Below are 20,107 nucleotides of genomic sequence, written 5' to 3' on the forward strand. Positions count from 1 at the left end.
GAAGCAGATCAGGCGTCCGGGAAGGGATGCTGCCTTTTACGACGGAAACCGGTGGACGGAAAGGGGGGATCACCCCCCAAAAGCACCGATATCCGGCGCTGACAGGTCCCCCCGCAATATGGCACGCGTGCGCATCAGCGCAAAGCCGAGGAGGTTCGCGCCTCGCCACTTGGTCGGGTCGTTCACATCAGGATTCGAGGCGCCCATGCCAATTCCCCAGACCCTGTCCCTCGGCGCGGCTTCAACAAGCACGGCATCCCCTGTTGCTTCGAGGATTGCGCGCAGCTCCTTGGACTGACCGAATTTTGCGACGTTGCCGCAGGTGACAAGGTCAAATCTAAGTTTGGCCCATTCTTCTTCTGAAAACGGACTGACCTTGCGCCCCAGGGCCTTGCAGTCCTTCGGCGTTTCGGCTTTCAGGATTTGCTCAAGAATGTCCGTGTCATCAAAGAGCCGCGCCTTTCCGGCCATCATGAACTGCTCGGCCCAGCGGTATGTCGTGCCGTTGACGGTGAACTCTGTTTCGTAGAACTGGCTGAACACCTGCTTGCCGGGTTTCTTTCCGGCGGTCACCGTGTGACCGAAAAAGGGTTGAAAGGAGAATGTTTCACCAGCGCGGCATCTTTCCTGCAGGGACGCCAGATCAAGCGGCAGATCCGCAGTGGCAGCTACATCTTGCTTGCTCTCAATGTTTGCTTCGCCGTCCGTCAGACCCATCTTTCGGGCAATCTCGCTGGCGCTCTCCAGAACCGAATAGCTGACGGTCTCGTCTTCCAGATCAAGCAGGATCTCGGCGCCCCGGGCTGTTCCCTTGATGACCGCGATGGTCTCGGTCTTCAGGAAAAGCGGAAAGGTCTGGTTCTTCTTGTCGTAATGCAGCTGGATGAAATCAGGCATGTCTCGTCTCTGTAGAATTGGGCCTCGCACTTCAATATCTCGTGCGATGGAAACCCTGACCTATAGCGTTTGCAATTGACGTTGTTAAGACGGCCTGGGGATTGCTGTCTCAGTCGCGGCCCATGAAGCCGAGCCTGTCCAGAAAACCTTGTAAAATGAAGGCGGCCGCCATCTTGTCGACAGCTTCGGCGCGCTTGGCGCGGCTGGAATCGGCTTCCAGCAGGGTGCGCGTCACAGCGGCGGTCGACAGACGTTCGTCCCAATAGGTGATTGGCAGGTCGGTTTTCTGGGAAAGATTGCGGGCAAAGGCGCGGGTTGCCTGCGCGCGTGGCCCCTCGCTGCCGTCCATGTTGAGTGGCAGACCGAGAACGAATCCGCCCACGCCCTGTTCGGCGCAGATTTGCAGAAGCCGCTCCGCATCCAGCGTGAATTTCTTGCGCCGGATGGTCTCCATGGGCGAAGCAATGCCGCGTCCGAGATCAGACAGGGCCAGACCGATGGTCTTTGTACCCAGGTCTAGACCGATCAGACGGGTGTTTTGCGGCACGGTGGCCATGAAATCTTCGATGGGGAGTCCGGGATCGTTTGCCATGCGCTGCCTTTATCAGGCTCGATACGGATGATCCAGCGCGAACCGTCTTCGGCTGTTCGCCGGTCGTCTAGACCGCTCGTGATTCCGGTCGCAAATAGAGATGCCCCGCCGGACCCTTTTGCACGTCCAGCCAGTCGATCAGCTCATTGACAGGCAGGCTTTTGGTGAAGAACTCGCCTTGAAGACAATCGGCCCCCAGATGAGTTGCAAAATCTGCCTGGTTCTGGGTTTCGATGCCTTCAGCAACCGTGAAACAGTCGAGTTTCCCGGCCATGTCGATCGTGGAGGCCAGGATCGTGCGGATCCTTGGATCCTTGCTGGCACCTGCGATCAGGGAATGGTCTATCTTGAGGAAATCCACCGGCAGGCGCGCGAGCCGGGTGATGTTGGAATAGCCGGACCCAAAGTCGTCAATGGAGACCTTGTAGCCAAGGTCCTTCAGGCTCGCGAAGGTCGAGAAGGCACGGTGCTCGGAGGTGAACAGCGCATCCTCGGTGACTTCGATTTCCAGATGGCGGCTGTGGAACCCCAAGTCAGCGCGGATGGCCTCGAGTGTTTCGACAAAACCGGAGGCGATGAAGTGGTTCGAACCGATATTGACCGCGACCCAGAGATCGTTTCCATGCGCGGACAGGGTGGCATGATCCGTCATCGCCTGTTGAATGACCCACTCTCCGAGCCGGGTCATCGCGTGCGAACCGTTCAAGAGCGGTAACCAGTGATCCGGTAACAGGCAGCCGAACTCGGGGTGGTTCCAGCGCACCAGTGCCTCTACGCTGATGACCACGCGCCGCCTGGTGCAGATCTTCGGCTGATACTCCAGATAGAGCTGATTTTTCTTGATGGCTTCGATGAGATCGCGACGGGTTTCGGCAGCCGATTGCGTGCCGATGTCTGGCGTATAGAGCTGTACCCGGTTCTTGCCCGCACGTTTGGCATGGTACATGGCAATGTCGGCGCGTTTTGTCAGGTCTTCCAGATCGGTACCGTCAAGCGGAAAGCGGGCGCAGCCGATGCTGGCGCTTGGCGTGACGCTGAGTTCGGGACTTGGTTCGGAGACAGCCAGCTGAACGTCGTTCAAGAAGGCCTGAATGTCCGGTTCAGAGGTGAGCCCTTGAACCAGCATGATGAATTCGTCACCGCCGATCCGCGCCACCAGAGGCGCGGCGTTCGCACCCAAATGACTGAGATCAGCGCTTTTATGCAGCTTGTCTGCGACTTCACTCAAAACGCGGGCGCAGGCCATCAAATGCAGGTCTCCGGCATGATGGCCATGCAGATCATTGATTTCCTTGAAATTGTCCAGATCGATCAACACGACGATGCCGCCATTTTCCTTTGACGTGGCATTTGTCAGGATCGGTTCGGCGACGGTTTGCAGATGATCACGGTTGGGCAGGCCCGTGACATGGTCGCTGTAGGCGAGTTTTTGGATCTGTTCACCGGCCTTGGTCATGCGCGTGACCATCCGGTTGTAACTGTTGCAGAAATCGACGATTTCCTTGAAGCGGATAGGGCCGTTTTCTGGATCTACCTTTGACAGTCTGCGGTTTCTGGCGCTGGCGCGCATGGACCGGGCCAGTTCCTCAAGCGGAAAGGACAGTGACCGCGCCAGGATCAGCCCAAGCAATACGGTAGCAAGCAGGGCCGATGTGACGATCAGAAACAGGGACGACTGGTTCTGCGCGACCTTGTCGTAAATTTCTGCGACCGGCTGTGGAACCATGACGCCCCAACCGGGGCCTGCGACCGTGGTAAAGCCGGCGATCATGTCCTCATCCGCAGCGGGCGAGTAAAAGGTCTCTATGCCGGTTTCCCCCTTCATCATGCGCGCAACCGGCGTGACTTTCGCAATGACCTTGCGCTCTGAGATCCAGTCGGCGCGGGGGTGGGCAATGACGGCTCCCGTCCGGTCGACGATGGCAGCGTGGCCTTTTTCCCCGAAGACGATGCTCCTGCCCAGGTCGATGAAAAACTCCGACGAGACAAGGCCGAACGCGTAGTGTCGATCCAGCTCACGCACGACGAGAAACCCGTTTTTTCCGTCGGGAAGCGCCGTGATGCCTGAAAACACCGCAGCGTCTGTTCGAGCGATCGACTGCAGCCGGGCAAGGGTTTCAGGAGGAATGCGTTTGCCAATGTCCGACGGGTCGAGACTGTGGTCAACGCGTCCTGCGATCTTGTCCGTCAGTTGCACGCAGCACATGTTGAGACGGTAAAGAAGCCCGGCAAGATCTTCGGGGTTTTCTCCCTGGGCCAGCTGCGTGTGCACTGTTTCAAAGGAGGTCACGAGGTCCTGGTGATATCGCTCAAGCGTGGCGGCAGCCTTGCGGGCCAGCAGCAGGTGCCTGTCTTCGACTTCCTCGATTTCCCGCGAGACGGCATCGCGATACGACCAGACGCTGAAAATCAACGTTGGCAGAAGGGCCGCCACGAGAAAACAGAAGACCAGATAACTGCGGATCTTCATATCGGTATCCTATGCCCAGCCAACTCGGATACAGAAGCCTCGACCTGCCCAACGATCGTTTCATCTTCTGTTCGTTGTCTCAAAAAAACTTGATCGATTATCTTTTTGGTTCAGTATTTTCTGAATGCAACCGTAGCAAAAACGGCTGTAACTTAACATCGGTAAAGCTGGCAATGGCGTGCGCCGAGAGTCGATTGGTAGGGTCTGCAAATACCGACAGGGGTGAGACAGTCACATGAAACTGACATGGTACGGCCACTCGGCCTTCAAGATCGAGATCGATGGTGCATTGATCCTGGTCGATCCGTTCCTGACGGGAAATCCGTCTTTTCCGGAAGAGCTGTCTGCAGAAGAAGTTGCCGAAGGAGTGACCCATGTGGTGTTGACCCATGGTCACGACGATCACATTGGCGATTCCGTTGAAATCTTGCAAAAGACCGGTGCACAGCTGATCTCGAATTTCGAGATCTGCATGTGGGCGACGCGGCAGGGCATCGAAAACATCAATCCCATGAACACCGGCGGCATGGTCGATACCGGTCCCTTCAAACTCGCGCTCACCAACGCAGTGCATTCGTCGTCCAAACAGGGTGAGGGAGAAGCGATCTATCTTGGCAATCCGCACGGTGTGATCATCGAGGTGCCGGGACAGAAAGTGCTTTATCACATGGGTGATACCGACATTTTTTCCGACATGGCCCTGATCAACGAGATCTATCGTCCGATGATCGGGATCGTGCCGATCGGAGATCGTTTCACGATGGGCGGCAAGGTTGCGGCGATGGCCTGCCGGAAATTCTTTAACTTCGACACAATCGTGCCGTGCCACTATGGCTCTTTCCCGATCATAGACCAGACGGCTGATTCCTTCATCAGCGCTCTGGGAGAAGACGCCGGCAAGGTCGAGCAGCTTGCCCCAGGTGGCAGCTTTCAGGTCTGAGCCGGGAAACCTATAAACCGAGTTGGAACGACGGAACCAAAGCATGTCTCTGACCAGATTGACCGCAGTTTTCTGCCTGGCCGCCCTGATCGCGGGCGCTCCGGCACTGGCGGCCGACAAGTACATCACGCCGGATGGCAAACCGGCGCCTTCGCAGCCCAATGCCAAGCCGGGATCAAAAGCGGCAGAGCAGGCGGAAGCCGCGGCGAAGACCGCTTACCAAAAGACCCGCGAGGTGTTTGCCGGCAATACAACGATTGCGGGCGAGAAAGTCGCCTTTCCGCAGGATAATCCTTCCGTCCGAGCCATCGAGATCACCATGGAACCAGGCGAGGTCACGGCGTGGCACCAGCACCATGCGCCGCTGTTTGCCTATGTTCTGGAAGGTGAAATCACCGTGACCTACGAGGAAATCGGCAAGAAGGTCTATCGCAAGGGCGACGGCATCCTGGAAGCCATGAATGTCACCCACCGTGGGGCAAACACCGGTGACGGGCCGGCAAAGATCCTGGCCGTGTTTCTCCTGGGGGACGGGGAAGAGGCCGTGGTAGAAGAAGAAGCTCCCGGCGCGGACAAAGCCAAGGTGGAGTGATCTGGTGGCGCCGTGGTTTCCAGGCGCGGCGGTTAATACCTCTATTGGAGCGGTCTAGGGAGTTTGGTGGCTTGAACTGGCTCAAGTGTGTTTTGGTAACAGCCGCAATTCTTCCGGGCGTCTCTGTTGCAAACGCCAACGGGGATTTTACCCGTGTGGAAGGCGGCACCTTCACCATGGGTTCGGAGAACCACTACAAGGAGGAACGGTACCGGCACAAGGTCACGGTCAGCTCGTTCCTGATCAAGACAACCGAGGTCACAAACGCCGAGTTCGCCGCTTTTGTCGAGGCAACCGGGTATGTCACCACTGCGGAGAAGGACCTGGACCCGAAGAAGTATCCAGGCTTCCCCGATGACCTTCTGAAAGCCGGCTCCATGGTCTTCGCGCAACCGAAGGAGCAGGTGGATCTGAACGACTTCCGGCATTGGTGGCGTTATGTTCCAGGGGCTGACTGGCGACATCCGGAAGGGCCCGGCAGTTCGATCAATGGTCTGGGAAATCATCCGGTAGTGCAGGTATCTCCGGAAGACGCCGCTGCCTATGCAAAATGGGCCGGTGGTCGCTTGCCGACCGAAGCCGAGTGGGAATATGCGGCCCTCGGCGGCCTGGAAAAGGCGAATTACACGTGGGGAGACATCGACCACGATCCTGCCGAAGGCTGGAAGGCCAATACCTGGCAAGGCGTGTTTCCTGCCGTCGACACCGCCGAGGACGGCCACCAGGGCACCGCGCCGGTCGGGTCCTTCGCCGCCAATGGGTATGGCCTTTATGACATGGCAGGCAATGTCTGGGAGCATGTATCCGACTGGTGGGTTCCGGGTCATCCCGGCAAGGCTCTGACAGATCCAAAAGGCCCGCCGGTCGAGCTCGCGGCGCAGTTTGCACATGACGCCGTTGGCCCGATGAATGTCGTCAAGGGCGGGTCCTGGCTTTGTGCGCCGTCCTATTGCCTGCGTTACCGGCCGTCCGCGCGGCAGCGGGCCGAACGCAGCATCGGTTCCAACCATATCGGCTTCCGGATCGTAAGGGATATCGACTAGGTCGAGGCCGCGTGTTGTCAGCCCGGTGCGCCGCAGATTGCCGCGATGGCGGGCGTTGTCGGGCCGAGATAAAACAGTTGGTCGAGCCCGAGGGCAAATATCGAAATGCCAAGCAGGCTGTGCTCCAGCCAGACCGCAGCAAGCGAGTCGTATTTTCTGTAGGTCCTGTAAAAGGACAGGCCGGCGACGGCGGTCAGGACCACCGACAACCAGGCGCCAAACAGAATGTGAACCCAGCCGAAGACCAGCGACGAAACCAGCAGGGCAGGCATGAAACCTGCGCCATAGGTGTCGAATCTCCAGGCTGCATAGCCACGAAAGGCAACTTCTTGAGGCAGCACGGAAACAAGTCCGTAAAAGGCGACGATTGTGGCCATGAGAAGCGGATCAGCGCGGGGAATGCAAAAAAGCCGCTCCGGGTTAAGCACCAGAACAATCGCGGCAATCACAGCTGATCCAACAAGCCAGCGCAGCATGATGCCGGGAAGGGCCGCCCGGCATCCCGGCCAGTTGAAACGGAGATACTGCGCGCGAACACCGTTGGTGCTGAGGCGCCAGAAACAATAGCCCGCGACCAGAAAGACGGTCGAAAAGCGCAGCAACTGGATCGACAGGCCCATCAAAAGGACGGGTCCGACGATCAGAACGGCAAGTTCGGCTGCAAGCAGCCAACGGTCGGCCGTGCTGCGCGGTGAAAACCGGAGCGCCACGCGTCCGGTTCCACCATCAGAGCCGGTTCAGCAAAGCCGGGGTCGGCCAGGCATCCGCCGGCATGCCAAGGCGCTGCTGCACGTCCTGAACGGCCGCACGCGTTCCAGCGCCCAGAATGCCGTCGATCTTGCCGACGTCATAGCCCATATCGCGCAGTTTGGTCTGAAGCTGCTTCATCTGGGCGTCGTTCAGGCCAGGATCCGGGTTGCCGGCATTGTAGCGCGGAGCCCCCGCCAGACGGGTCGCAAAATAGGCGGCCGTCGTCGTGTAGATGAAGGACTGGTTCCATTCCAGGTAGATGTTGTAGTTCGGATAGGCGAGAAAGGCCGGGCCCTTGCGGCCCTGCGGTAGCAGCAGCGACGCCGGCAGGTTGGAGGAGATCTGCCCCCAGCGCGGCTGCACGCCGAGCGCTGCCCACTGGCTGCCGCTCTTGGTCTTGCCTAGTCCCGTTTCGGCCCAGTTGAGGTTCTGCGGCACGGTGACTTCCTGCAGCCAGGGTTGGCCGCGCTGCCACCCGAGATGCTGGATGAAGGCGCCCGCCGTCATGATCGCATCTTCCGCGCTTTCCTTGAGCTTCACATGACCGTCGCCATTGCCATCCTTGCCGAACTTGATGATGTCCTCTGGCAGCATCTGGACCATGCCGATTTCACCTGCCCAGGCACCCGTGGTGTGCTGCGGATCGAGATCGCCGTGCTGTACCATCTCGATGGCGGCAATCAGCTGCGGCCGGAACAGTTCCGGACGGCGGCAGTCATGGGCAAGCGTGGCAAGGGCGTTGACCGTGTTGAAATCGCCCTGGACAGCACCAAAATCGGTCTCCAGGGCCCAGAAGGCGGTGATGACCGGAGCCGGAACGCCGTATTCAGCTTCCTCGCGCTGAAAGACGCTGGCGTATTTCTTCATGTTGGCCGCGCCGTTTTTCATGCGGTAGCCGGAGATCACCCGTTTGGAAAAATCCAGGAAGGTCATCTTGAAGACGCCTTGCGCCCGGTCACGCGAAAGCACCTTGCGGTCGATCTGCGCGCCGGCCAGCGTCCGGTCTGCCGCCTGCGCCGACAGGCCCTTGGAAATCGCTTCCTGCTTCACCCCCGCCAGAAACTGACGAAAATCCCCACCGCATTGCTGGGCCAGCACAGGAGCGGTGGTCATCAGGATGCCGGCAATGGCGGAGGCGATGGAGCGGGTGAAGCGAGCACGGCGGATCATGAAATAGTCCTGCGGTTAAGGAGCCACGGCCTGAGGACAAGCCTGAGCCTTCGAAAAATCGGCCATAGTTGACTGTGCTTCGCCAGCAAGGTCAACCGCTGACATGCATGAAAGACGGCTCGTCCACGGCGGTTAAGCAGGCTGCGAACACTGCCTGACAATGGCTTGAGAGGTTACTGGCAGCTGCCCATGCCGGAGCCGGCCATGATGCCGCCATCGGGTGAACGTTTGAACGGTGCATTGACGCTGGCCGAGGATCTGCAATTGGTGCCGGGAGCCGACAGGCCGGGGGAGCCATAATAAGGGGCTGCATTAACGCCGGAGGTCTGCTGCTGACACATCTGGTAGGCCATGTCATAGAGCGCCTGCCAGCCGCCGGGCATGGAGCCGAGATTGTCCAGCACGCCGAGCGCCCCTCCGGCCCGGGCGCCGCGAACCGCACCTGAAGGCCCGCGCCACGCACCGCCGGCAACGGCCCCCGCCATGCCGCCGGATACAGCATCCCCGACCGGGTCTCCACTGCCCATATGGGCGTTGGCATAGTCGGTGGCGTAAATGACGCAATCCGTTCCGTCCGCCCAGGCGGTCGAGCCTGCGGGCCACAGCGTTGCAAGGGCGACGGCGAGAATACGGGTGGTGCGACGGCCAATCATGAGTGCTCTCCTGCCGGAAGTCTGAACAGCAAGACTGAGGAACGGGCTGCGGCAACTACCGGCAGCCACGTTTTCTTTCAACAGGATAGCGGGGCGCGCTTAACAAGGCGCTACCCCGCTGCACCAAATTGTTCCGAGCTATTGTGCTCTTTGCAGAAACTTCTGCCCGACAAATCCCGTCTGGCCTTCATAGGACACACCGCACCACCAGGTGCCGCAACTGTCATATCTGACCTCCGTGCCGGCCGGGATCGTGGTCAGGATGACACCGTCCTTGTCGTCGCTCTGACGCAGATTGACGGAGGCCTGGATCGTGCCGGTGTTGGGATAACCCTCGATCTGGGTGTCAGTCTGCGGCGAAGTCACGGGCTCCGTCAGCGTCTCGGCAGCTGGAAGCGTGCCGGTTTCAAACTTGGGCGGTTCGGCGATTGCCGGGACATCGTTTTGTGCAGCCACAGCATATGCCGGAAGAGCGATGGTGCTTGCATCGGTACTGGCGAGACGGGGAAGGGAAGATGGCACGTGAGGCGAGACTGTGCCCTGCTGGTCGGGCCCGGACGTCCTGAGCCGCGACTGTTCCTTGCCAATGTCCGCGACCTGATTGCGCTGTTGCGAGCTGGCAAGTGTTGCCGTCGTATCGGAGACCGTGCCGCTTGCAGCAAAGGCATCCCGGATCCGGTTCTTGGCGCGCGTAATCTCGGCCTGGCTCGGCGCATCCGATTGGGTTGGCTTGTCAACAGCAATTGCGGAGCGGTCGGCATCAATGAGACTTTCAATGGTCGGTTCGGTGGCAATCACTTGCGTCTCGACGTTGCGGCTGTCCGCAACAGGGGCAGGCGAGGTGGGTATCAGAAGGAAAACCGCCGATCCAACGGCTGAAACCGCCAGAACAGTGCTGGCAAGCAAGGCCTTGAAGCTCGGTCCGGAACGGGCCGAAACGCTCACTTCAAAGGTATCGGGCTGCGGTACTGGGGACGGTGCAAGCTTGACGTTTTCCGAAGACGTGTCGTCTCGCTTGAGGACACCAGGGATGTCGAAGGCCGTCTCTTCACTGTCGCCAACAAGTTTCGGTGGTCGGCGGTTCCTTCTTTCAAACGTCTCGGACGTGGCGTGCAATTGCAGAATGCGGGCCGCCAGCGCGCTCGGGTCGGTTTCGGTGGTTGCTAAAGGACCGGCGGCGAACGGGGCTGGCGTTTCGACAAGTCGGAGATCGGTTTTGGACGTGTTTTTGGATGCATTGTCCGGGGGACTGCCTGGCTGGTCGTCGCAAGCGGCGGCTGGCACGGATACAAAATACATTTGGCCCTCCTGAGTTTTGCGGGGTCAGGCACGCGGGGTGCGTTTGCCTTTGGGGACAGCGTGGCATTAACCTTTGTTAATGCGTCGCCACACGGGCCGGATTGCGGCGTCTCTGAGGTATTTTTCGTCAATTGTGACAGGGGTGTGTTTTTGAGGGCAAAAGCGCGCTCTGTTTGCAAAAGCCTAACCAGTCTTGGCCACACTGGTGAAAAGCTGCACCTCCTTATTGAGGGGCGCGGGGCAGGGGGACTGGCCTTAGCGCGCCCAACTCAAAAGCAAACAGGCAACGGATCATGAAACGCTGGCTTTCGCATTTCGTCACTCAAGCGGCCGCACTGGCGATAGGGCTTTCAGTGACAGTTCAAGCTGCCGTGGGGCAGGAGGTGCAGGAGCTGAAGATCGGGCTGATGGGAACGTTCTCCGGTCCGGCGGCCATTTATGGCAAACACATGCGCGATGGTTTCATGCTGGCGGTGCAACAGTCCAACGGAGCGCTGGGAGGGTTGCCGACCAATGTTCTTGAAGTCGATGACAAGCTGGACCCCAACCTCGCATTGGAACAGGCGACAAAGCTGATCGAGCAAAATGGCGTCGATATCATCGTTGGCGTGAATTTCTCCAAAGTCATGCTTGCCGTCCATGATCCGATCGTGCGGTCCAGGACGCTCTTCATCGGCACCCACTCCGGACCGGCCCCGATCGCCGGCAGGAACTGCAGCCGGTATTTCTTTTCAACCGCGTTTCAGGACGACCAGGTGCATGAAACCATGGGCCGCTATGCCAGCCTGAAAGGCTATCAGCAGGTCGTGACGATCGCACCCGACTACGAGGCGGCACGTGATGCGGTCGCCGCGTTCCGTCGGCATTTCAAGGGGCAGATTGCGCGCGAATTGTTTCCGAAACTCGGCCAGACAGACTTTACCGAAGAATTCACCCAGGTCGATGAGATCGAGCCGGATGCGGTTTATGTCTTCATGCCGGGCGGCATGGGGGTCGAACTGGTCAAACAGTTCCACACGTCCGGCCTTAAGGGCATCGTTCCCTTCCTGTCGGCCAACACGGTCAATGCACTGACGCTGCCCCATACCTCGGAGATGGCCGAAGGGCTGTTCTCGGCAGCTCACTGGGCGCCCAATCTCGACAATCCGGCCAACAAGCGTTTCGTGCGCGAATTTGGCCGGACCTTCAAATATGCACCGTCTGTCTATGCCGCCCAGGGCTACGACGCTGCCAAGCTGATCCACTTTGCTCTTGAGCTGACCGGTGGCATCAAGGAACAGGAAGCAATGCTGTCGGCCATCAGTGCAGCGCCGTTTGAAAGTGTACGCGGTGATTTCCGCTTCAATTCGAACCAGTTTCCGATCCAGGACTTCTATCTCGTCGAAGGCGTGCGCCGCACCAGCCGCCTCTATGAAATGGAGGCAATTGCGCGCGTTTTCGATGATGTCGGCGATGCCTATTCCGGGTCCTGCCGGATGTAATACTGCTTGCGGGTACACCGGCTTTCCAGCTTTTTGAAACGGTCAGTCCAAAAACCGTGTCACGGCTCTTGTATTCTGGACCACAGAGTCCATATCAGGAAACATGAGCGAGACAGACAGCCAAATTGCCAGCGCCGAAAAGCGCCATGCCGGACCGGGTCGACCGCGCAACTTCGATGAAGCCGCCGCGCTGGACGCCGCGATGCAGGTCTTCTGGCAGAAGGGCTTTGAAGCGACCTCCCTTGATGACCTGACCAAGGCCATGGGGCTCAGCCGGTCCAGTTTCTACGCCGCCTTCGGCAGCAAGCAGACGCTGTTTCTGCGCGCCGTCGATCACTATTCCAGACGCGGGCTCCGGTCCCTGAAAGAGGTCGCAGAGACCGCTGAGGGCGATATCGTCGACGCCATGTTACAGGCCCTGGCTAACCCGGAAGGCGGGTCCAGGGGGTGTTTGCTGATCAACTGCATCACCGAACTTGCCCCCCATGATGATCAGGTCGCGGACATCGGTCGCCGTCACCTGGAAGCCATAGAAGACATGTTTGCAGCCGCCCTGAACCCAGAAAATCCGGAAGCTGCCAGGGACAGGGCAAGTGCCTTTTCCTCGCTGGCCATCGGAACACTTGCGCTTCGCAAGGCCGGCATTCCGGCAGAGCGGATTGAAAGAACCCTCCAGCAAGCCAGATCTGTTCTCCCGGACTAGGGAGAACAACAGCCATGACCTCTACCCCTCCATAGTCCGGCGCATGCCTAATTATGGACTGATCATTCCAAAAAGTGCTGCGTGCACACCCCAACAAGAAGGAAGACGACCATGTCGGATCTCAAACTCTTCTCCCCCGCCAAGGCCGGTGCTCTTGAGCTCAAGAACCGGATCGTCATGGCGCCCCTGACCCGGAACCGGGCGCGGGCCGAGGACGATGCTCCGGTGGATCTCACCGCGACCTATTACGAGCAGCGCGCGGATGCCGGGCTCATCATCACCGAGGCCTCCCAGGTTTCCCCGCAGGGCAAGGGCTATGCCTGGACGCCGGGGATCCATTCGGACGCTCAGGTCGAAGGCTGGAAGAAGGTCACCGATGCCGTTCACGCCAAGGGGGGCAAGATCGTCATCCAGCTGTGGCATGTCGGCCGCATTTCGCACCCGGTGCTGCAGCCCGGCAATGCCGATCCGGTCGCGCCGTCTGCAATCGCGGCCCAGTCGAAAACCTTTGACGGAGAGCAATTTGTCGACACGCCGGCACCGAGGGCACTCGACATCGACGAAATTCCCGGCATCGTCGAGGATTATCGAAAGGCAGCTGAAAATGCCAGGCGCGCAGGATTTGACGGTGTCGAAATCCACGCTGCAAACGGCTACCTGATCGACCAGTTTCTCAGGGACGGCTCCAACAAGCGGGATGACGCCTATGGCGGCCCGGTGGAAAATCGTGCGCGTTTCCTGAAAGAGGTTCTGGACGCTGTTGTCGGAGTGTGGGGCGGTGACCGGGTCGGTATTCGCCTCAGCCCGTTCTCCAACGCCAACGACATTGCCGACGGCAATCCGCAGGCAACTTTCTCGCACGCCATCAAACTGATCAACGGCTATGGCCTGGCCTATCTCCATCTGGTGGAAGGTCAGACGGGCGGACCGCGCGACATCCCACAAGGCGGTGACCTGGCGGCGCTGTATGCGCTCTTTGACGGCGCACGCATGGGCAACAATGGCTACGATCGGGCATCCGCCATCGAGGCGGTCGAGAGCGGTGCCATCGATCTGGTGGCGTTCGGACGTCCGTTCATTTCCAATCCGGACCTGGTCACACGCCTTGTTCAGGACGCACCGCTCAATGCGCTGGATCCCGAGACGCTCTATGGCGGCGGCGAGAAAGGCTACACGGACTATCCGACCTTGTCGGAAGCCTCGGTGGCAGCCGAGTGATTCTGTTTCAGGCTGCCTGACATCCACCCCCTCCTGGGCAGCTTGAAGGACAGCCGGTGCGTGGCGAAAGCCCGCACCGGCTTTCTTTTTGTCAGGTGGCGCGAAGAGAGGCCGGCCTTGCAGGGGCGGCCAGCAACGCGCACCAGCTGCCAAGGCCAAATTCCACCGCCATGGCAATGACCAGGGAAACCGGCGGCAAGCCATCAAGCGGCAGGCTGATCAGGCGGCCCACCCCGTAGGCGAGAAGCAGGCCGGCCGAGACAAGCAGGGCGGGACGTTCCATCGTTTCGCGAAGGAGACCGGCAATGGCAATCCCGGCTGCCAGCAGAATAAGCGCGCCTGGCGCGCGGATCTCGCTCATCAGGGCTGCGGACGGGTCGAGCTGAACCTGGTTCAGGCCGAAGAGGAAGGCCGGGGCAAAAACGATCAGCCCGCCGATCGAAACAAAGGTAAGCGCGGACAGGGCAAGGGCGACTTTCGGGGCAACGCGGGACATCTGGTTTCTCCGTGAAGTTTGGGATGTCCGGAATATTGCCCAGGGTGTCAGGATGATCCATGATGCGAAGTGCAGAAATACTTGCAGATCGTCCAAGAAACAACGGTGGGAACTATCTGTGTCACGCTCGAGCCAACACACAGCAATGCCCGACATGGAGCCGTCATTGGAGCCGGACCCGCTGGCAGACGTTCTGCATCTCCTTCGCCTGACAGGAACCTTTTATTGCGTGCCGGAGCTCACCGCGCCCTGGGGTATTGCAGTGCCGGATCTGGGTGACCAGCTTGTGCTCGTGGCTGTCACGGAAGGGTCCTGCCTCCTGCAGCTGAAAAGCGGAACACAATTCTGCCTGCGTCCCGGACAGATGGTGCTGCTGACACATGGACAACCGGTCGACCTGAAGAGCTCCGAAGAGAGTGCTCTGACGCCCTTGTTCGATATCCCTGCGACACGCCACACGCCGCAATTCGAGACCATGGTGTTCGGCGGAGGCGGTGACGTCACGCGCATGACCTGCGGTGTGCTGCGCGTGGATCATGCCGCGGCAAGTCATCTGACCGGGCTTCTGCCGGAAGCGATTTTCCTTGATGGGTTCGAAGCGGCCTCCGGATCCTGGGTCCAGAGCACGCTGAATTATCTTGCCGAGGAAGCGCGCCACCCGAAACCGGGCGGGGAGACCGTTCTGACCCGCTTGACCGACATTCTTGTCGTTCAGGCAATTCGCTCCTGGCTGGAAAATGGCGACGTTCCCGAAACAGGCTGGCTGGCCGCCTTGCGGGACAGGAAGATCGGACGGGCCTTGCAGGCCTTTCATCGAGCGCCGCAAGAAGCCTGGACGATCGAGACGCTGGCGCAGCAGGCCGGCATGTCGCGCTCCGCCTTTGCGGCGCGTTTCAGGCAGATGACCGGAGAAGCCGTTCTTCAATACGCAACACGCTGGCGCATGCAACTTGCGCATCGGGCGCTGAAGGAGAGTGATCGCAGTCTGGCCGAAATCGCGGCGGACATGGGGTATGACTCGGACGCCGCCTTCTCAAGAGCCTTCAAGAGAGTTCTGGGCCGCACACCGGGCGCTGCAAGAAAAGCCTGACGGAGAACGTCAGGCCGGTGTCCGGGCCGGAGCTTCATCGGCAATGGTCTGATCGATTTCTTCAAGCGCAATGCCGCGTGTCTCGGGCGCGAACGACCAGGAAAACCAGAGGCCAAAGGCGCAGCAAAGGGCAAAGAGGCCAAAGGTCATGCCTTCTCCCAGTCCGGCGGCAAGCGCCGGAAACAGAAAAACGACCAGAAAATTGCAGACCCAGTTGGACAGGGACGCAACCGCCATGCCCTTGCCGCGCAGGGCGAGCGGAAAGAGTTCGGCCATATAGAGCCAGGGCAGCGGGCCAAGGCTGATGGCAAAGAAAAAGACAAAGGCGAAAAGTCCGGCCAGGGTGACGAAGGCAAGGCTCGGATCGTTCACCTCGAACAGGATGGCGATGAGCGCCAGGCTGACAAAGGCGCCCGCGAAGCCGAAGATGAACAGGGGGCGGCGGCCGAGCCGGTCGACAACGATCATGGACAGAACGGTGACGGCCACGTTCAGCGCGCCAATACCGGCTGTCGCGATCAGTTCGTTGGCCAGGCCGCTGAGCCCCGCACGTTCCAGGATCTGCGGGGCATAGGACAGGATCACGTTGATGCCGCTGAACTGCTGCAGGAAAAAGGCAGCGACCGAGAAGATCAGAAGACCGCGCAGACGCGGGTCCTTGAAGTTGCTCCAGCTTTCGCTTTTCGGATCCGAGGGCCGGCTGTCCTCGATCTCCTGAACGATCTTGCCGATGTCCTCCTGCGCCAGCTCCGGCTGGACGGATGTCAGCACCTTGCCTGCTTCGTCTTTTCGACCGGCCAGAACCAGCCAGCGTGGGCTTTCCGGCGCTTTCAGGATGCCCGCAAGACACAGGCAGGCGGGCACGAGGCTGAAGCCCAGCATCATGCGCCAGGCACCGGAAAACGAAAACGCCCAGTCGATAAGAAAGGCCGCGAGAATACCGACCGTGATCATCAGCTGAAACGCCGAGACAACGGCGCCACGTACCCGCGCCGGAGCGATTTCAGCCAGATACATCGGCGCCACCAGCGACGAGACGCCAATGGCCATGCCGATGATCAGCCTGGCGGCAGTCAATGACCAGACGCTGAAGGCAAGGGCCGCGGCCAGAGAACCGGCCGCGAACAAGAGCGAACTGAAGATCAGCATCGGGCGCCGGCCGAAACGGTCGACATAGAGCAGCGCGGCGATGGCGCCGAAGATTGCCCCGAACGGCACCGCCCCGGTCATGAAGCCTTCGCTTTGAACGGAAAATACGAAATCCTTCTTCAGGAAGGGCAGGGCGCCGGAAATGACCCCTTGATCCGTACCAAACAGAAATCCGAACATTGCCGCCAAAACGGCCAAAAGAATAAGCAAGGCAATCCTCCCAGATACGCCTGAACCCTGTCTTGCATACCGGTCCTGTTGAAGCGGGCGGTTGCAAGACCATCGCGCCTGCAGCACCCCAATGCAAGGGCTGATTGACCAGAGACACAGGTGCAGGCGGCGTTCGGCAACAATCGCCGGTGACCGGAATGGCAGCTGCCAAGATAGCGACAGAAAAGAGGGCCTATCTTTCCCGGAAGGCCGATGAAAAGCTTTCGGTCAGTGGCTGCACGAGATAGGCAAACAGACTGCGGCTGCCGGTGTTGACATAGACTTCCGACAACATGCCCGGCCGAATTGGAATGGGTGTGTCCTCGACGGTATCGAGTTCGACATGTACTTCAACATAAGGTTGACCGGTCAGCTCGTCCGTCCGTGAATCCGCCGCGACATAGGTCACCACTCCCGCGAGAGGATCGGGGTGAACATGTTGCAGCGCAGAGATGACGATTTTCGTCGTCTGCCCCGGTTTGACATCGCCGATATTCGTCGGGTTTACCCGGGCCTCGACGATGATCCCGCCTTCGGAAGGAACGACTTCGCCGATCGGCTCGCCGGGTTCGATGACGCCTCCGACGGTGTTTGTCGCAAGATCCACCAGGGTGCCGTCGACGGGAGAACGAATGGTTGTCTGGTTCAGCGCCGCCTCCGCGACATTGATCTGTTCGTTGACAGCCGCAAGTTCGGCCAGGACAGAGGACAGTTCTTCGGCGTTTTCGGCACGCCGTTCGGATATGAGCGTGCTCAGTCGATCCCTGGTTTCTGCGATTTGGGCTTTCAGCGTGGACACGCGCGCTTCCACTTCCAGAACTCGGCTTTTTTCCTCAAAGAGGGAAGCTTTCCTGTCGTTGTGCCGCGTGCGTGAAATGTATCCCTGCTTGACAAGAGGGGCAGTCCGCTCGATTTCCTCCTCGAGCAGGCTGACTTTCTGCGACTTGACCGATTTCTGGTTCTCCAGACTGAGAACTTCGTCCCTCAACCCAGCTTCGCGGTTTTTCAGCGCCGAGATCTCACTTTCGAGCTGGCGGAACTCAGCATCGAACGCCGCCATCTGTTCTGTCAGAATCTCCGGGCCATTGTCGACAAGAACCTGGGGCCCGTCTTCTTGCAATGGCGTGCTGACGCCGCGCAGCGCAAAACTCCCAATGTTGTTCGCACTGGTCTCGACGTCGCGCATCTTGGTGTAGCGCAGCTTTTGAGCGACCAGCAGGGCCCGCCGGGATTCATGTTTTGCGAGTTCGGACTTTGCTGGCGTGGTGTCGATGCGCAAGATGACATCGCCCTTCTTGAGGAACGAGCCGTTGGATGCGGTGATTTCCTCAACAACCCCGCCGGCAGGGTGCTGTAGGACCTGGTTGCGGCCATTGGAAATAAGTGTCCCGGGGGCAACAACCGCCGAGCTGATCGGGAAAACGACACTCCAGACAAGAAAAACGCAGAGCGTACCGCCGACCAGGCGATATCCATACCTTACGATATCTGTCTCGTCGGTCCTGACGCGCTTTTGCCAGGTGCCGCCGTCTGCCGTGTCGCGATGGCCGGGGTTTCTGTCTTTGAAAAGCGGGGTCTCAAGCAACGGAAATGTGAGCTGCATTACGTACCTGCGGCCTTGGCAAGCGATTGTGCCGGCAGGGTGGCAGCTTTTGCGTCCCGCCTAAGTCCTCGTGATGCCTGCGACTGAAGGTCAGTCGGGCGATTGAGGTGCATGGCGGTGCAACGTCCCTCCTTCAGGGAGATGACCTTGTCGGCGAGCTGGTTCAGATGTCCCCGCTGGCTGATCGAGACAATCGTGACACCCTGGGTCTTGAGGGTCTGTAGAATTGAAACCAGGCGCTCCTCTCCGGCCAGGTCGAGATGGGCGTTGGCTTCATCCAGGATAAGCAGGGCAGGTTTCGTGTAGATTGCACGTGCGAGGGCGATCCGCTGAACCTGTCCGCCGGACAGCCGAATGCCGGAGCCGGAAATCTGGCTCATGTAGCCGTCCGGAAAACTGTTGATGAGCTCATGAACACCGGTCGCCTGAGCGGCTTCGACGACGCGGGTTTCATCGGGTTCGATTGCCATCCTGGCGATATTTTCAGCTATGGTGACCGGAAACAGCTGCAGATCCTGACCCACATACCCCACATATTGCCCCCACTGGTTCTCCGGCCAGTTGCGCCTGTCGCATCCATCCAGCATGACACGGCCTGCGGTCGGATGGATGGCCCCGGCCAGAACACGCGCAAGGGTCGATTTGCCGGCGCCGGATGGGCCCACCACACCAAGAAACTCACCAGGTTGCAGGGTGAAGGACAGGTCATCGAGAAGCTTGGCTTCCCCAACACTTACCGAGACGTTTTCAACGCTCAGCCGCCCGGTTGGCTCCGGTTGCTGAATGGGCAGAACGGGCTGGCCGTGGTGTTCGAGAAAGTCTTCCACTTCCAGTGAGGCCTTGCCGGCGCGAACAATGCTTTCCCATCCGCCAATCACCTGTTCGATGGGCTGCAAGGCGCGGCCGGAAATCATCGAGGCGGCAAAGATCAGGCCACCGGACAAGTCGCCTCCCAGCACGAGGAAAGCGCCCCAGGCCATGATGAGGATCTGCAGGATCTGGCGGGTCGCTCGGCTGACGCCGTGAATGCGCGCGGTCGTCCGTGTCGCGTTCTCCTGCGCGTTCAGTGCCTTTTGGGTCATGCCGCCCCAGCGCTCGACAAGCGTGGGCATCAGCCCCATGGCCTTGATGTCTTCGCCTCTGGACAAGATCGTTGAGGCAAAGCTGATCGCGTTCGAGTTTGCTTCGGAGGACCTGCTCTGCTCCTCCTCGCTGAGCGACTTGTTGGTGAGGGCCAGTGCCACGAGAATTCCGGCGCCGACCAGGGTGAGCAACCCGATCTGATAATGAACGGCGAACAGCAGCAGCAGAAACAAAGGCGCAAACGGCAGGTCGTAAAGTCCGATATGGGACTTGCTCGCCAAAAACTGTTTGGTCGTATTGAAGTGCCTGAGTATTTCGTTGGTTCTGGTCTTGTCTGGCGTGTCGGAACACGCAGAAAAAAGCGCCTCGGCCCGTTCCACGACATATCTGGCGGACTGGCGTTGCGCAATTCGGGAGCGGATCGTTTCACACGCCCCGAACAACGCAAATGCAGCGATTGCAATCAGGGTGATGTAAAACAGCGTGCTTTGGCTGCCGGAGACCAGGACACGGTTGTAGACCTGCATCATGTGCAGCGGAGCTGCAAGCATCAGGAAATTGGACAGTACGGAAAAAATGATCAGCGACCTGTTGAGGTGGGTGAGCTGCATGAAATCATCCCTCATTCATTGGGGATTATCCGGATGATTTCATAAAAAACCGTATAG

18 protein-coding genes are annotated in these 20,107 nt (G+C 59.5%); 7 read left to right on the plus strand and 11 right to left on the minus strand.

Going from position 1 to position 20,107, the window contains the following annotated elements; genetic code table 11:
* Positions 1–69 precede the first annotated feature (69 nt).
* The 3 genes from ACO6TG_RS26750 to ACO6TG_RS26760 form a co-directional block, all read right to left on the minus strand.
* On the minus strand, positions 70–897 hold the full coding sequence (locus tag ACO6TG_RS26750) for an NADAR family protein (protein WP_422375990.1): 828 nt from the start codon (positions 895–897) through the stop codon (positions 70–72).
* Positions 898–1,006: 109 nt separating this feature from the next.
* Positions 1,007–1,489, minus strand: a complete 483-nt coding sequence (ruvX, locus tag ACO6TG_RS26755) for a Holliday junction resolvase RuvX (RefSeq protein WP_422375991.1) — start codon at positions 1,487–1,489, stop codon at positions 1,007–1,009.
* 67 nt (positions 1,490–1,556) lie between these two features.
* A complete protein-coding gene (locus tag ACO6TG_RS26760; protein WP_422375992.1) occupies positions 1,557–3,959 on the minus strand; it encodes a putative bifunctional diguanylate cyclase/phosphodiesterase in 2,403 nt (800 codons plus the stop codon).
* Positions 3,960–4,194: 235 nt separating this feature from the next.
* Here ACO6TG_RS26760 and ACO6TG_RS26765 point away from each other — a divergent pair, with 235 nt between their 5' ends.
* From ACO6TG_RS26765 to ACO6TG_RS26775, 3 genes are all read left to right on the plus strand, one after another.
* A complete protein-coding gene (locus ACO6TG_RS26765; RefSeq protein ID WP_422375993.1) occupies positions 4,195–4,899 on the plus strand; it encodes a metal-dependent hydrolase in 705 nt (234 codons plus the stop codon).
* A gap of 43 nt (positions 4,900–4,942) precedes the next feature.
* Positions 4,943–5,491, plus strand: a complete 549-nt coding sequence (locus ACO6TG_RS26770; RefSeq protein WP_422375994.1) for a cupin domain-containing protein — start codon at positions 4,943–4,945, stop codon at positions 5,489–5,491.
* A gap of 71 nt (positions 5,492–5,562) precedes the next feature.
* Positions 5,563–6,534, plus strand: coding sequence for a formylglycine-generating enzyme family protein (locus ACO6TG_RS26775; RefSeq protein WP_422375995.1), 972 nt, complete (start codon positions 5,563–5,565; stop codon positions 6,532–6,534).
* Positions 6,535–6,551: 17 nt separating this feature from the next.
* On the opposite strand, the gene ACO6TG_RS26780 is transcribed toward ACO6TG_RS26775, so the two are convergent.
* From ACO6TG_RS26780 to ACO6TG_RS26795, 4 genes are all read right to left on the minus strand, one after another.
* Entirely contained in the window at positions 6,552–7,244 is a 693-nt protein-coding gene (locus tag ACO6TG_RS26780; RefSeq protein ID WP_422375996.1) for a CPBP family intramembrane glutamic endopeptidase, read from the minus strand.
* A gap of 16 nt (positions 7,245–7,260) precedes the next feature.
* On the minus strand, positions 7,261–8,397 hold the full coding sequence (locus ACO6TG_RS26785) for a lytic murein transglycosylase (RefSeq protein ID WP_422378958.1): 1,137 nt from the start codon (positions 8,395–8,397) through the stop codon (positions 7,261–7,263).
* Positions 8,398–8,627: 230 nt separating this feature from the next.
* Positions 8,628–9,107, minus strand: a complete 480-nt coding sequence (locus ACO6TG_RS26790; protein WP_422375997.1) for a hypothetical protein — start codon at positions 9,105–9,107, stop codon at positions 8,628–8,630.
* A gap of 138 nt (positions 9,108–9,245) precedes the next feature.
* A complete protein-coding gene (locus ACO6TG_RS26795) occupies positions 9,246–10,406 on the minus strand; it encodes an SH3 domain-containing protein (RefSeq protein WP_422375998.1) in 1,161 nt (386 codons plus the stop codon).
* A 293-nt stretch (positions 10,407–10,699) separates the two neighbouring features.
* Here ACO6TG_RS26795 and ACO6TG_RS26800 point away from each other — a divergent pair, with 293 nt between their 5' ends.
* From ACO6TG_RS26800 to ACO6TG_RS26810, 3 genes are all read left to right on the plus strand, one after another.
* A complete protein-coding gene (locus ACO6TG_RS26800) occupies positions 10,700–11,887 on the plus strand; it encodes an ABC transporter substrate-binding protein (RefSeq protein ID WP_422375999.1) in 1,188 nt (395 codons plus the stop codon).
* 103 nt (positions 11,888–11,990) lie between these two features.
* The gene (locus ACO6TG_RS26805) at positions 11,991–12,590 is read left to right on the plus strand and encodes a TetR/AcrR family transcriptional regulator (RefSeq protein WP_422376000.1); all 600 of its coding nucleotides are present in this window, start codon (positions 11,991–11,993) and stop codon (positions 12,588–12,590) included.
* Between the two features lie 111 nt (positions 12,591–12,701).
* Positions 12,702–13,808, plus strand: coding sequence for an alkene reductase (locus tag ACO6TG_RS26810; RefSeq protein WP_422376001.1), 1,107 nt, complete (start codon positions 12,702–12,704; stop codon positions 13,806–13,808).
* A 91-nt stretch (positions 13,809–13,899) separates the two neighbouring features.
* On the opposite strand, the gene ACO6TG_RS26815 is transcribed toward ACO6TG_RS26810, so the two are convergent.
* Positions 13,900–14,304, minus strand: coding sequence for a DUF4345 domain-containing protein (locus tag ACO6TG_RS26815; protein ID WP_422376002.1), 405 nt, complete (start codon positions 14,302–14,304; stop codon positions 13,900–13,902).
* A 154-nt stretch (positions 14,305–14,458) separates the two neighbouring features.
* On the opposite strand from ACO6TG_RS26815, the gene ACO6TG_RS26820 reads away from it, so the two are divergent.
* The gene (locus ACO6TG_RS26820) at positions 14,459–15,394 is read left to right on the plus strand and encodes an AraC family transcriptional regulator (RefSeq protein WP_422376003.1); all 936 of its coding nucleotides are present in this window, start codon (positions 14,459–14,461) and stop codon (positions 15,392–15,394) included.
* A 9-nt stretch (positions 15,395–15,403) separates the two neighbouring features.
* Here ACO6TG_RS26820 and ACO6TG_RS26825 read toward each other — a convergent pair whose 3' ends face one another.
* From ACO6TG_RS26825 to ACO6TG_RS26835, 3 genes are all read right to left on the minus strand, one after another.
* A complete protein-coding gene (locus ACO6TG_RS26825) occupies positions 15,404–16,753 on the minus strand; it encodes a sugar porter family MFS transporter (protein ID WP_422376004.1) in 1,350 nt (449 codons plus the stop codon).
* Between the two features lie 193 nt (positions 16,754–16,946).
* Entirely contained in the window at positions 16,947–18,356 is a 1,410-nt protein-coding gene (locus tag ACO6TG_RS26830; RefSeq protein WP_422376005.1) for an HlyD family type I secretion periplasmic adaptor subunit, read from the minus strand.
* Entirely contained in the window at positions 18,356–20,050 is a 1,695-nt protein-coding gene (locus ACO6TG_RS26835) for a type I secretion system permease/ATPase (protein WP_422376006.1), read from the minus strand. Before ACO6TG_RS26835 ends, ACO6TG_RS26830 begins: the two co-directional genes overlap by 1 nt.
* Positions 20,051–20,107 lie beyond the last annotated feature (57 nt).

The sequence above is a fragment of the Roseibium sp. genome, assembly GCF_965233565.1.
Lineage (GTDB): Bacteria > Pseudomonadota > Alphaproteobacteria > Rhizobiales > Stappiaceae > Roseibium.

Excerpts from the sequence above, each read along its gene's own strand:
- ACO6TG_RS26765 (WP_422375993.1), top strand. The coding sequence starts at position 4,195 with ATGAAACTGACATGGTACGGCCACTCGGCCTTCAAGATCGAGATCGAT.
- ruvX (WP_422375991.1), bottom strand. The coding sequence starts at position 1,489 with ATGGCAAACGATCCCGGACTCCCCATCGAAGATTTCATGGCCACCGTG.
- ACO6TG_RS26800 (WP_422375999.1), top strand. The coding sequence starts at position 10,700 with ATGAAACGCTGGCTTTCGCATTTCGTCACTCAAGCGGCCGCACTGGCG.
- ACO6TG_RS26830 (WP_422376005.1), bottom strand. The coding sequence starts at position 18,356 with ATGCAGCTCACATTTCCGTTGCTTGAGACCCCGCTTTTCAAAGACAGA.
- ACO6TG_RS26750 (WP_422375990.1), bottom strand. The coding sequence starts at position 897 with ATGCCTGATTTCATCCAGCTGCATTACGACAAGAAGAACCAGACCTTT.
- ACO6TG_RS26835 (WP_422376006.1), bottom strand. The coding sequence starts at position 20,050 with ATGCAGCTCACCCACCTCAACAGGTCGCTGATCATTTTTTCCGTACTG.
- ACO6TG_RS26760 (WP_422375992.1), bottom strand. The coding sequence starts at position 3,959 with ATGAAGATCCGCAGTTATCTGGTCTTCTGTTTTCTCGTGGCGGCCCTT.
- ACO6TG_RS26820 (WP_422376003.1), top strand. The coding sequence starts at position 14,459 with ATGGAGCCGTCATTGGAGCCGGACCCGCTGGCAGACGTTCTGCATCTC.
- ACO6TG_RS26815 (WP_422376002.1), bottom strand. The coding sequence starts at position 14,304 with ATGTCCCGCGTTGCCCCGAAAGTCGCCCTTGCCCTGTCCGCGCTTACC.
- ACO6TG_RS26805 (WP_422376000.1), top strand. The coding sequence starts at position 11,991 with ATGAGCGAGACAGACAGCCAAATTGCCAGCGCCGAAAAGCGCCATGCC.
- ACO6TG_RS26785 (WP_422378958.1), bottom strand. The coding sequence starts at position 8,397 with ATGACCACCGCTCCTGTGCTGGCCCAGCAATGCGGTGGGGATTTTCGT.
- ACO6TG_RS26790 (WP_422375997.1), bottom strand. The coding sequence starts at position 9,107 with ATGATTGGCCGTCGCACCACCCGTATTCTCGCCGTCGCCCTTGCAACG.
- ACO6TG_RS26795 (WP_422375998.1), bottom strand. The coding sequence starts at position 10,406 with ATGTATTTTGTATCCGTGCCAGCCGCCGCTTGCGACGACCAGCCAGGC.
- ACO6TG_RS26770 (WP_422375994.1), top strand. The coding sequence starts at position 4,943 with ATGTCTCTGACCAGATTGACCGCAGTTTTCTGCCTGGCCGCCCTGATC.
- ACO6TG_RS26810 (WP_422376001.1), top strand. The coding sequence starts at position 12,702 with ATGTCGGATCTCAAACTCTTCTCCCCCGCCAAGGCCGGTGCTCTTGAG.